Source organism: Tepidimonas thermarum (assembly GCF_007556705.1).
Lineage (GTDB): Bacteria > Pseudomonadota > Gammaproteobacteria > Burkholderiales > Burkholderiaceae_C > Tepidimonas > Tepidimonas thermarum.
This window is the reverse complement of sequence record NZ_VJOL01000064.1, coordinates 1-11490: the sequence shown is the minus strand read 5'-3', so window position 1 is coordinate 11490 and position 11490 is coordinate 1. Positions and strand designations below refer to the sequence as shown.

The window sequence follows — 11490 nt, the reverse complement described above, 5'->3', positions numbered from 1 at the left end:
GTTTCCGCAATGCTCGCCGAACTCGACGACGAGTGGCTGACCGGCAAGGTCTATCTCAACTTCAACCTGTAACCCGGTTGTCATGACCACCCAACCGGAAATTTACAGAAAAGAGGTTGCACAATCCTCGCGGCTGGCGCCAAACATCTCGCACACGGCCTGGTTGCAGTCCACCATGGTGCGGTGGCGCGACAGCACCAGCCCGACCGGCGCCCATTCAAAGGCCAGCCGGTAGTCGTCGAGGGCAGGCAGCATGGACACGACCTAGGGTTGGACAGTAGGCAATCCTACGTATGCGGTTACGTAGTATCGTATGGCTTTCTCCCACTTTTGGACAGGAGCGTGCGAGCATGAACAAGGTCTACCCCAGCGCGGCCGCGGCCCTGGAGGGCGTGGTGGCCGATGGGCAGCTCATCGCCGTCGGCGGCTTTGGCCTGTGTGGCATCCCCGAAGCGCTGATCGATGCGCTGCGCGACAGCGGCGTCAAGAACCTGACGGTGATCTCCAACAACGCCGGTGTGGACGGTTTTGGGCTGGGCAAGCTGCTGGAGACGCGCCAGATCAAAAAAATGATTTCCAGCTACGTGGGTGAAAACAAGGAGTTCGAGCGCCAGTACCTGGCCGGTGAGCTGGAGCTGGAGTTTACGCCGCAGGGCACGCTGGCCGAGAAGCTGCGCGCCGGCGGCGCGGGCATCCCGGCGTTTTTCACCAAGACCGGCGTGGGCACCATCGTGGCCGAGGGCAAGGAGCACCGCGAATTCAACGGCGAGACCTACATCTTGGAGCACGCGCTGTTCCCCGATGTGGCGCTGATCAAGGCCGACGTGGCCGACCTGGCTGGCAACCTGCGCTTTCGCCGCACGGCGCGCAACTTCAACCCGCCGGCGGCCACGGCCGGCAAAATATGCATCGTCGAAGTCGAGCGCATCGTGCCCACCGGCGCCATCGACCCGGACGATGTGCACCTGCCCGGCATTTACGTGCACCGCATCGTGCACAACCCCACGCCCGAAAAGCGCATCGAAAAGCGCACCACGCGCGACCGCAAAGTTTGAGCAAGGAGCCCGATCATGCCTTGGACCCAAGACCAGATGGCCGCCCGCGCGGCGCAGGAATTGCAAGACGGCTTCTACGTCAACCTCGGCATCGGCATCCCGACGCTGGTGGCCAACCACGTGCCCGACCACATCGAGGTCTGGCTGCAAAGCGAAAACGGCATGCTCGGCATCGGCCCCTTCCCGTACGAGGACGAGGTGGACCCCGACCTCATCAACGCCGGCAAGCAGACCGTCACGACCATCAAGGGCTCGTCGATTTTCAGCTCGGATCAGTCGTTTGCCATGATCCGCGGCGGCAAGATCAACCTGTCCATCCTGGGCGCCATGCAGGTCACGGACAAGGGTGATTTGGCCAACTGGATGATCCCCGGCAAGATGGTCAAGGGCATGGGCGGCGCCATGGACCTGGTGGCTGGCGTCAAGCGCGTGGTCGTGCTCATGGAGCACGTGGCGCGCAAGAAGGACGGCACGGAGGACCTGAAGATCCTGCCCGAGTGCACGCTGCCGCTGACCGGCAAGGGGGTGGTGGACCGCATCATCACCGATCTGGGGGTGATGGACGTGACGCCTGAGGGGCTCAAGCTCGTGGAGCTTGCACCGGGCGTGACGCGCGAATACATCCAGAGCAAGACCGGCGTGCCGCTGCGGTGATGCGCACGGGGCCGACCGGATGAACGCCGCTGCCCGTCCCCGCATTGGCCTGGCGCTGGGCAGCGGCGCCGCGCGCGGCTGGGCGCACATCGGCGTGCTGCGCGTGCTGCAGGAGGCCGGCCTGGAGCCCGATATCGTCTGCGGCACCTCGATCGGCGCGTTGGTGGGTGCGGCTTACGCGGCCGGCGAGCTCGACCGGCTGGAGCCGTGGGTGCGCTCGCTGGGCTGGCAGCAGGTGGTGGGGCTGATCGACCTCAAGATGGGCGGCGGCCTCATCGAAGGCGGCAAGCTGGTCGAGTTTTTTCGCGCGCGCTTCGTGGACCGCGGCATCGCCGAGCTGGGCAAGCCGTTTGGCTGCGTGGCCACCGAGCTGGGCACGGGCCGCGAAATTTGGCTGCGCGAGGGGCCGGTGATCGACGCCGTGCGCGCCTCGATCGCCGTGCCGGGGGTGTTCACCCCGGCGCAGGTGGACGGGCGCCTGCTCGTCGATGGGGGGCTGGTCAACCCGGTGCCGGTGTCGCTGTGCCGCGCCATGGGGGCGGACGTGGTGATCGCGGTGGACCTGAACTGGCAGCTCATGGTGCGCCGCCAGCGCATCGCCGGCCGCATGGCGCCGCGTCCGCGTGGCGGGCTGGTGGATGCGGTGTTGGCGCGCCTGCCGTGGCGCGCCAAGCCGGACACCGCTGCCGAGACGGCTGCGGCGGGCGATGCTGGCGATGCGCGCCAAGAGGCGGCGCCACCCCCGAGCGGGCGCGCCAGCGCGATGGAGGCGCCGTCGCTGCTCGACGTGCTGACCACGAGCCTCAACATCGTGCAGTGGCGCATCACGCAAAGCCGGCTGGCGGGCGAGCCGGCCGACGTCATCGTGCGGCCGATGCTCACCGACATCGCGGCCATGGATTTTCACCGCGGCATCCCAGCGATTGCCGCCGGGCGCAAGGCCGCCGAGCAGGCGCTGCCCGCCATCCGCGATCTGCTCCCCGCTTGAGCCTGCCCTGCACCCCCGCCGGGTGGGGCGCGCCCGGTGCGGGTGCGCCGTGCAGCGCGTCAAAACGGTGCGGGGCTGCGCACCACCAGCAGCGCGCCGGTGCGCGGGTGCGGCAGCGTGAGTTCGGCCGCGTGCAGCAGCAGCCGGGGCGCGGCGTCGCGCAGCGCGGCCGGGGCGTAGAGCTCATCGCCCAGGATCGGGTGGCCCATGGCCAGCGCGTGCACACGCAACTGGTGCGAACGACCCGTCAGCGGCTCCAGTGCCACACGCGTGGCCACCACGCGGTGGGCCCAGGTTTCCTGCGCCAGGCAGCGCCAGCGCGTGTGGCTGGGTTTGCCGTGGGCAACGTCCACGGTGCTGCGCGGTCGGCGCGGCCAGTCCACGATCAGCGGCAGGCGGATGTGCGACCAGCCTTGGTCGTCCGGCACGGCCAGCGGCACGCCCGCCACCACCGCGATGTAGCGTTTGTGCACGCGGCGTTGCGCAAACGCCATCGACAGCACCCGCTGCGCCGAGGCGTTGCGCGCCAGCACCAGCAGGCCCGAGGTGCCCATGTCCAGCCGGTGCACCACCAGCACCGGCCCCAGGATGCGTTGCAGGCGCGCCACCACGCAGTCGGTCTTGTCCGGGCCGCGCCCGGGCACCGACAGCAGGCCCGCCGGTTTGTCCACCACCACCAGGTCGTCGTCGTGGTAGCACAGGGGCAGGTCCGCGCCGCTCACGACGCTGCGCCCTCGATCATCAGCCGCAGGCGGCGCTGCCCCTGCCATTCGTCGGCGGCCAGCCGGTAGGCGAGCACGGCGCTGCGCGGCAGCGGCTCGGTCTGCCCAAACCAAATCCCCTCCAGCGCGGTGCCACCCACGCGCAACCGCAGCGCCAGGTGCCGCTCGCCCACCAGGCGCTGGCCCAGCACTTCCACCTCGTCGCTGAAGACCGGCGCGGCAAAGCCCTGGCCCCACACCTGGGCGTCGAGCAGGTCCGCGATGTCCACACGGCGCCAGGGTTCGGCCAGCGCGCCGTCGGTGTCCAGGCGGCGTTGCAGCGTGGCGGCGTCCAGCCACGTGGCGGCCACGGTTTGCAGCGCGGCGTCGAAGGCGGCCAGCCCGTCGGCCGGCAGGGTGCAGCCGGCCGCCATGGCGTGTCCGCCAAAGCGCAGCAGCAGGCCCGGTTGGTGCTTGGCGATCCAGTCCAGCGCATCGCGCAGGTGAAAGCCCGCAATCGAGCGCCCCGAGCCCTTCAGGCATGGCGTGCCATCGTCCAGGTGCGCCGGGGCGAAGACGAACACCGGCCGGTGCAGGCGGTCCTTGAGCCGTCCGGCGACGATGCCCACCACCCCCTCGTGGAACGACGGGTCGAACACCGTGATGGCGGGGGGCGGGGCGTCGGTGTCCAGGGCTGCGCCGTGGCGCTGTGCCACCGCCAGCCAGGCCTGCTCGCGCATGGCCGACTCCACGGCACGGCGCTCGCGGTTGATGTCGTCGAGCTGGCGTGCCAGGTCCGCCGCGCGCCCCGGGTCGTCGGTGATCAGGCATTCGATGCCCAGCCCCATGTCGCGCAGGCGCCCGGCGGCGTTGAGCCGCGGACCGAGCGCAAAGCCGAGGTCGAAGGTGGAGGCGCGCGCGGCGACGCGCCCGGCGGCGGCCAGCAGCGCGGCCATGCCCGCCGGCATGGCGCCGGCGCGGATGCGCCGCAGGCCCTGCGCCACCAGGCGCCGGTTGTGGGCGTCGAGCCGCACCACGTCGGCCACGGTGCCCAAGGCCACCAGCGGCAGCAGGCCGTCGAGCCGCGGCTGGTTGGCGCCGTCGAACACGCCACGCCGACGCAACTCGGCGCGCAGCGCCAGCAGCACGTAAAACATCACGCCCACGCCGGCCATGGCCTTGGACGGGAAGGGGCAGTCGGGCTGATGGGGGTTGACGATCACGCAGTCCTGCGGCAGGCACACCGCGCCGGCTTGCACCAGCGGCAGGTGGTGGTCGGTGATGAGCACCTGCAGCCCCAGGGCCCGCGCGCGCGCCACGCCGTCCACGCTGGCGATGCCGTTGTCCACGGTGACCAGCACATCGGCGCCCAGCGCGTGCACGCGCTCGGCCAGCGCAGGGGTCAGGCCATAGCCGTCGCGCGCGCGGTCGGGCACGAGGTAGCGCACCCGGTCCCAGCCCAGCGGCGCACCGAGCAGGCGCAGGCCGCGCCACGCGGTGGCGCAGGCGGTGGCGCCATCGCAGTCGTAGTCGGCCACGATGCACACCCTGTGCCGCCGTTGCAGCGCATCGGCCAGCAGTTCGCCCGCTTCGCGCGCGCCGCGCAACGCCTCGGGCGGCGGCAGGTGCGCCAGCGCGTCGTCGATCTCGGCGGCCTCGCGCACGCCGCGCGCGGCGTAGAGGCGCGCCAGCAGCGGGTGCACGCCCGCCTGCTCCAGCGCCCAGGCCGCGCGCGGGGGCACATCGCGGGGGGTGATCTTCACAGGCCGCTCCACCACGTGGCCGTTGCCGGCGCGGTCGCTGGGGGGTGGCCGCGCAGCCGCCCCCAGAGGTCGCGCCATGGGCGGCGCTCGGGCGGGGGCGGGGCGGCGCCCGGCTCCAGCCGCCAGGTGCGCCAGCCGCGTTCGCCGCACAGGGTCAGCCAGCGCGGCGCCGCGTCGGGCGCGGGTTCGGCCAGCCAGGGCGCGAGCACGGTGGTGTCCAGCGTTTGCCAAGTGGCCGCCCAGACCGCGGCGTCGCCACGCGTTGCCGGCACGCTCAAATCGTCCACCAGCCGCACGTCGGTTTGGCTGGCGGCAACCCCGGAGCCGTCCCAGCGCCCGGCACCGCTGATCCACAAGCCGTTGATGGGCAGTTGTCCGCGCGCGGCCCGCTCGGCGTTGACGGGGTGGTCATGAAACAGCATTTGCGCCTCGTTGAGCAGGCGCAGCAGCGTGCGCGCGGCCGGGTCCGACCCGGCATCGCGCCACCAGCCGTCGGCACGCCGGTGCGCCACGCGGTCCAGGCTGGCGCTGCGCCAGCGTTCGAACGGTGCGCCTTCGGCATGCCAGCGCACGGGGTCGTCGCCGCGCAGCACGATGCCATCGTCGGCCGCGTAGGGGGCCAAGGCGCGGCGCAGGGCGTCGGCCTCGTGGGGGCGCACATCCAGCGCCTGCGGCGGCACGATGGTGATGTGGTCGAGTCCTGCCTGCCAGGCGCACGGCCACAGCCAGGCACAGCCCACGCCCACACGGCCCGCGTGCCACGCGGCCCAGGGCAGTTGGCCATCGGCCACCGTCCAACCCAGGGCCTGGGCGTAGGCGTGTTCGTGCGGCGGGGTCAGGCTCCACGCGTCGCCGACGTGTTGGGCCTGCGGCGTGGCGTGCGCCAGGGCCTGCTGCAGCGCGGGCAGCGCCGGTGGGGCCGGCGGCGGCGCGCCACCGTCGGGCTGCTGCACCGTTGGCGGGGCGGCGTAGGCAATGATCAGGTGGCGAACCGTGCGCATGCCGCGATTGTTGCGCAACCGCTGCGGCACAATCGGACCCAACCTTGGGCACATCCATGTCTTTGCCTTACGAATTCGTGATCGGCTGGCGCTACACCCGCGCCGGTCGGGCCAGCCAGCGCAACGGCTTCATTTCGTTCATCAGCGCGGTCTCGATGCTGGGCATCGGGCTGGGGGTGGCCGCGCTCATCATCGTGCTGTCGGTGATGAACGGTTTTCAAAAAGAGGTGCGCGACCGCATGCTGGGCGTGTTGGCCCATGTCGAAGTGCTGTCGGCCACCGGCGAGGCGTTGGGCGACCCGGCGGCAACCATGGCGCTGGTGCGCGAGCACCCGCGCGTGCAGGCGGTGGCGCCCTTCGTCGCCGAGCAGGGGCTGCTGGCGCGCGGGCAGGACATGAAAGGGGCGGTCGTGCGCGGCATCGATCCGGCGCTGGAGCCGGCGGTGACCGCGCTGGGGGCCGATTTGGCGGCGCAGGCGTTGGGCGCGCTGCAGCCTGGGCGGTTTGGCATCGTCTTGGGCGCGGCGTTGGCGCGCTCGTTGGGGGTGACGACCGGCGACGCCGTCACCCTGGTGGTGCCCAGCGGACAGCTCACCCCGGCGGGCGTGGTGCCGCGGCTGCGCCAAATGACGGTGGTGGGGTTGTTCGACTCCGGCCATTACGAGTACGACGCCACGCTGGCACTGGTGCACCTGCAGGACGCGCAGCGGCTGTTTCGCGTGGAGGGGCCCACCGGGGTGCGGGTGCGGCTGGACGATTTGCACGCCGCGCGCGAGGTGGCGATCGAGCTGGCCGCGCGGCTGCAGCCGGTGCTTGGCTCAGGCGTCGTGGTGCGCGACTGGACCCGGGCCAACCGCACCTGGTTTGCCGCGGTGCAGGTGGAAAAGCGCATGATGTTCATCATCCTCACGCTCATCGTGGCGGTGGCGGCGTTCAACCTGGTCTCCACGCTGGTGATGACCGTCACCGACAAGCGCGCCGACATCGCCATCCTGCGCACGCTGGGCGCCAGCCCGCGCAGCGTGATGGCCATCTTCGTCGTGCAGGGGGCCGCCGTCGGGGTGGTGGGCACCGCGCTGGGGCTGGCGCTGGGCCTGGGCGTGGCGCTGCACATCGACACGCTGGTGCCGGCACTGGAGCGGCTGCTGGGCGTGCACTTTTTGCCACAGGACATCTACCTGATCAGCCGCATGCCCAGCGACCCGCAGGCGGCCGACATCGTGCCCATCGTCGTCATCTCGCTGGCGCTGGCCTTCGTCGCGACGCTCTACCCGAGCTGGCGCGCCAGCCGGCTCAACCCCGCGGAGGCGCTGCGCTATGAGTGAGAACAACGGCGTGGTGCTGCAGGCCAGCGGCCTGGTCAAGCGCTTCCGCGAGGGGCGGCTGGACGTGACCGTGCTGCGTGGGGTGGACCTGACGGTGCGCTCGGGCGAGACGGTGGCGATCGTGGGCGCGTCCGGCTCCGGCAAAAGCACGCTGCTGCACCTGCTGGGCGCGCTGGAGTCGCCCACCGCAGGCGAGGTGCGTCTGCTGGGCGAAAACCTGCACCGCCTGCCCCCGGCGCGGCAGGGCTGGGCGCGCAACCAGCACCTGGGCTTCGTCTACCAGTTTCACCACCTGCTGCCGGAGTTCACCGCGCAGGACAACGTGGCCATGCCGCTGTGGATCCGGCGCATGCGGCGGGCCGACGCGGCGGCGCAGGCGGCCGATTGGCTGCAGCGGGTGGGACTGGGCGAGCGCCTGCTGCACCGCCCGGCCGAGCTCTCCGGCGGCGAGCGCCAGCGCGTGGCGATCGCGCGCGCGCTGGTCACGCGCCCGGCGTGCGTGCTGGCGGACGAGCCCACCGGCAACCTTGACCGCGAAACGGCCAGCGGCGTCTTCGCGCTGATGTTGGAGTTGGCCCGCTCGCAGGGCACGGCCTTCGTGCTGGTCACGCACGACCCCGCGCTGGCGGCGCGCTGCGACCGCACCCTGCAGCTCGTGGGCGGCCAGCTGCGCGGCTGATTCGGCCCATCCCGATGCCGTTCGTCGCCGCGCGGCGGGCGGCGCTGTCAGGTACGGTTGGATTTAGGGTTTACACTAATCAGGATATTCGCAATCAATCATATAGTATTGATGTGAGCCGATCGTCTTCTGCCGCTTCGCTGGATACCCGCTCGCCGGTCTTTGAATCGGTGGCGCAGCAGTTCAGCGTTCTGGCCGAGCCGGCGCGGCTGCGCATCCTGTACACCGTCTGCGAGGCCGAGCGTTGTGTCAACGACATCATGCAGGCCACGGGGCTGGCGCAAGCCAACGTGTCGCGCCACCTGGCCCGGTTGCACCAAGCCGGGTTGCTGGTGCGGCGGCGCGACGGTGCACGGGTGTTTTATCGGGTGGCGCCCTCGTCCCATCTGGACCTGTGCCGCCTGGTGATGCAGCAGCTCGCGGCGGGGGCCGGGACACCGGTTCGGGGGCAGGGGTGCGGTGTCGGTCCGTCGGTGTCGGTGTTTCCCGTTGAGTCAAAGGAAGAAACCAGTGTCTGAGAACCTCCGCGAAGTCATCGGCCGGGTCCTGCCCGCGCCCGAGAACCACCTGAGCCCGGAGCTGCTCGAACAGGCCCGCAAGGCACGGCGCAGCTTCATGGCCAAGGCCCTTGCCATGGGGGCGGGCGCCGCCTCCACGGTCGCGGCCGGCTCGGCCGTCGCCGCCCCCAAGGGTGAGGACGCCATCCTCAAGCTGCCCGAGCACACCACCGGCCTGGGGCAGCCGGTCGCGGCGCGTGGCTATGGCATGCCCAGCCAGTGGGAGAAAAACCTGCAGCGTCGCGAAAGCCCGGGCCTGACCCGCGTCTCGCAGGCGTCGGTGAGCTTTACGCCGCTGCAGGGGCTGTTTGGCATCATCACGCCCAGCGGCCTGCACTTCGAGCGCCACCACCAGGGCTGGTGGGACATCGACCCGTCGCAGCACCGCCTGATGGTGCACGGCGACGACGGCCTGATCAAGCGGCCGCGCGTCTTTACGATGGACGACCTGATGCGCCTGCCCAGCGTGTCGCGCATCCACTTCCTCGAGTGCGGTGCCAACACCGCCATGGAGTGGGGCAACGTGGCGGTGCCGACGGTGCAGTACACCCATGGCATGTGCAGCTGCTCGGAGTGGACCGGGGTGCTGCTGTCGACGCTGCTGGACATGTGTGGCATCGACCGCAAGCGCGCCAAGTACGTGCTGGCCGAGGGGGCGGACGGCTCGTCGATGACGCGCACCATCCCCATCGAGCTGGCGCTCGACGACGTGATCGTGGCCTGGGGCCAAAACGGCGAGATGCTGCGGCCGGAAAACGGCTATCCGCTGCGCCTGATCGTGCCGGGCGTGCAGGCCGTGAGCTCGGTCAAATACCTGCGCCGCATCGAAGTCGGCGACAAGCCCTGGGGCACCAAGGACGAATCCGTCCACTACATCGACCTGCTGCCCAACGGCTTGCACCGCCAGTACAGCGGCATTCAGGAGTGCAAGAGCGTCATCACCACCCCGTCCGGCGGTCAGACTTTGCTCGACAAGGGCTACTACAACATTTCCGGGTTGGCGTGGTCGGGCCGGGGCACCATCAAGGCGGTGGACGTCTCGGTGGACGGCGGCCGCACCTGGCGCCCGGCGCGGCTGGAGAACCCCATCCTGCCCAAGGCCTTTACGCGCTTCAACTTCGACTGGGTGTGGGACGGCAAGCCCGCCATTTTGCAAAGCCGCGCCATCGACTCGACCGGCTACGTGCAGCCCAAGATCAACCAGCTGCGCGCCGTGCGTGGCACGCGCTCGATCTACCACAACAACGCCATCCAGAGCTGGCTGGTGTCGGAAAACGGCGAAGTCTCCAACGTGCAGGTGTACTGATGATGAAGCGTTTTGAACGTACCGTTCGTGCGGCCGCCGTCGCCGCCATTCTCGCCGCCGGCGCCGTCAGCGGCGCCCACGCCAGCAAGGTGCAGGGTGCCAAGCCCTGGGCCGACCTGGGGCGTGCACCCACCGCCGACGAAATCAAGGCCTGGGACATCGACGTTCGCCCCGACTTCAAGGGACTGCCCAAGGGCTCCGGCTCGGTGGCCCACGGGCAAAAAGTCTGGGACGAAAAGTGCGCGATGTGCCACGGTGAGTTTGGCGAGTCCAACGAGGTGTTCACGCCCATCGTGGGCGGGACCACCGCCAAGGACATCGAAACCGGCCGCGTCGCCAACCTGCGCCTGGAAGCGCACTACCCGCAGCGCACCACGTTGATGAAGGTGCCCACCATCTCGACGCTGTGGGACTACATCAACCGCGCCATGCCGTGGAACGCGCCCAAGTCGCTGTCGGTCGAGGACGTCTACGGCGTGGTGGCCTACATCCTGCACCTGGGCAACATCGTGCCGGAAGACTTTGTGCTGAGCGACCAGAACATCGCGCAGGTGCAAAACCGCATGCCCAACCGCAACGGCATGACCACCGACCACGGCCTGTGGCTGCCCAACTACCAGTTCAGCGGCAAGCCGGACGTGAAAAACACGCGCTGCATGAACAACTGCCCGATCGAAGGCGACATCAAGTCCATGTTGCCGGAGAACATGCGCGACGCGCACGGCAACCTGTTCGAGCAGCAACGTCTGATCGGCCCGATGCGCGGTTGGGACACCACCAAGCCGCCCCGCAAAGAGCCCTTGGCGCCCAAGAGCTGAGGTCAGCACGCGGCGCAACACGGGTCGGCGCTCGGCAGGCGTGAACCCTGCCGGCCGGCCGTTCTCTAACCCTTGCCCCCTCGGGTGGGCACATCTTGACGCGACAGGAGACGACGATGAAGCACCTGATGACGACGATGGCGGCGGTGGCGGCTCTGGCAGCCTTGAGCGCTCCGGCGCACGCCTTGGACGCCGCTGCCGCCAAGGCGCTGGCGCAAAAGAGCGCGTGCATGAGCTGCCACGCGGCGGATAAAAAGCTGGTCGGCCCCGCCTACAAAGCGGTGGCGGAAAAATACAAGGGCATGAAACCCGAGGAGCTTGCCGCCTCGATCAAGAAGGGTGGCGCGGGCAAGTGGGGCCCGGTGCCGATGCCGGCGCAGGCGGCACTGAGCGACGCCGACGCGAAGCTGTTGGCCGAGTGGGTACTGGCTGGGGCGCCCGACAAGTGATGGCGCGTTGGGCGCCAATCGACAACGTTTTTTCAAGGAGTCAGATCGATGAAACAGAATCGACGCACCGTGCTCAAGGCCGGTGGGGCGCTGGCGACGCTGGTGTCGCTGGGCGTGGTGACGGCTGAGCAGGCGCTGGCGGCGGGCCGCGAAGGCTTTGCGGCCAAGACGCTGGCCGAGGCGCTGGCGGCCGT

At 70.1% G+C, this 11490-nt stretch carries 11 protein-coding genes and 2 pseudogenes; 9 read left to right on the top strand and 4 right to left on the bottom strand.

Annotation, left to right across the window (positions count from 1 at the left end):
- Positions 1-126: 126 nt before the first annotated feature.
- Positions 127-255 (bottom strand): annotated as a pseudogene (locus tag Tther_RS11950) (PAS domain-containing protein); the annotation flags it as partial.
- A 95-nt stretch (positions 256-350) separates the two neighbouring features.
- Here Tther_RS11950 and Tther_RS11945 point away from each other — a divergent pair.
- From Tther_RS11945 to Tther_RS11935, 3 genes are read left to right on the top strand one after another with little or no spacing between them, the layout of a single operon-like run.
- Positions 351-1055, top strand: coding sequence for a CoA transferase subunit A (locus tag Tther_RS11945; protein ID WP_143904172.1), 705 nt, complete (start codon positions 351-353; stop codon positions 1053-1055).
- A 15-nt stretch (positions 1056-1070) separates the two neighbouring features.
- A complete protein-coding gene (locus Tther_RS11940) occupies positions 1071-1709 on the top strand; it encodes a CoA transferase subunit B (protein WP_143904170.1) in 639 nt (212 codons plus the stop codon).
- A 19-nt stretch (positions 1710-1728) separates the two neighbouring features.
- The gene (locus Tther_RS11935) at positions 1729-2697 is read left to right on the top strand and encodes a patatin-like phospholipase family protein (RefSeq protein ID WP_143904168.1); all 969 of its coding nucleotides are present in this window, start codon (positions 1729-1731) and stop codon (positions 2695-2697) included.
- Between the two features lie 59 nt (positions 2698-2756).
- On the opposite strand, the gene Tther_RS11930 is transcribed toward Tther_RS11935, so the two are convergent.
- Genes Tther_RS11930 through Tther_RS11920 form a run of 3 tightly spaced genes read right to left on the bottom strand, consistent with a single transcriptional unit; the run spans position 2757 to position 6162 of the window.
- Positions 2757-3419, bottom strand: coding sequence for an RluA family pseudouridine synthase (locus tag Tther_RS11930; protein ID WP_246099033.1), 663 nt, complete (start codon positions 3417-3419; stop codon positions 2757-2759).
- Positions 3416-5161 carry a single-stranded-DNA-specific exonuclease RecJ gene (gene recJ, locus Tther_RS11925; protein WP_143904164.1) on the bottom strand — a complete coding sequence of 582 codons (1746 nt, stop codon included), beginning with the start codon at positions 5159-5161 and terminating at the stop codon, positions 3416-3418. The genes Tther_RS11930 and recJ overlap by 4 nt, the downstream gene beginning before the upstream one ends.
- On the bottom strand, positions 5158-6162 hold the full coding sequence (locus tag Tther_RS11920) for a phosphoglycerate mutase (protein WP_143904161.1): 1005 nt from the start codon (positions 6160-6162) through the stop codon (positions 5158-5160). The genes recJ and Tther_RS11920 overlap by 4 nt, the downstream gene beginning before the upstream one ends.
- Before the next feature lie 56 nt (positions 6163-6218).
- On the opposite strand from Tther_RS11920, the gene Tther_RS11915 reads away from it, so the two are divergent.
- The 6 genes and pseudogenes from Tther_RS11915 to Tther_RS11890 all read left to right on the top strand — a co-directional run bounded on the left by Tther_RS11915 (position 6219) and on the right by Tther_RS11890 (position 11296).
- On the top strand, positions 6219-7487 hold the full coding sequence (locus Tther_RS11915) for a lipoprotein-releasing ABC transporter permease subunit (protein ID WP_143904159.1): 1269 nt from the start codon (positions 6219-6221) through the stop codon (positions 7485-7487).
- The gene (locus Tther_RS11910) at positions 7480-8166 is read left to right on the top strand and encodes an ABC transporter ATP-binding protein (RefSeq protein WP_143904157.1); all 687 of its coding nucleotides are present in this window, start codon (positions 7480-7482) and stop codon (positions 8164-8166) included. The genes Tther_RS11915 and Tther_RS11910 overlap by 8 nt, the downstream gene beginning before the upstream one ends.
- Before the next feature lie 14 nt (positions 8167-8180).
- Complete coding sequence (locus Tther_RS11905) at positions 8181-8684, top strand: ArsR/SmtB family transcription factor (protein WP_143904155.1); 504 nt, start codon at positions 8181-8183, stop codon at positions 8682-8684.
- A complete protein-coding gene (gene soxC / locus Tther_RS11900) occupies positions 8677-10029 on the top strand; it encodes a sulfite dehydrogenase (RefSeq protein WP_143904153.1) in 1353 nt (450 codons plus the stop codon). Before Tther_RS11905 ends, soxC begins: the two co-directional genes overlap by 8 nt.
- A gap of 2 nt (positions 10030-10031) precedes the next feature.
- Positions 10032-10796: pseudogene (locus Tther_RS11895) on the top strand (c-type cytochrome); the annotation flags it as partial.
- A 167-nt stretch (positions 10797-10963) separates the two neighbouring features.
- A complete protein-coding gene (locus tag Tther_RS11890; protein ID WP_143904149.1) occupies positions 10964-11296 on the top strand; it encodes a c-type cytochrome in 333 nt (110 codons plus the stop codon).
- Positions 11297-11490 lie beyond the last annotated feature (194 nt).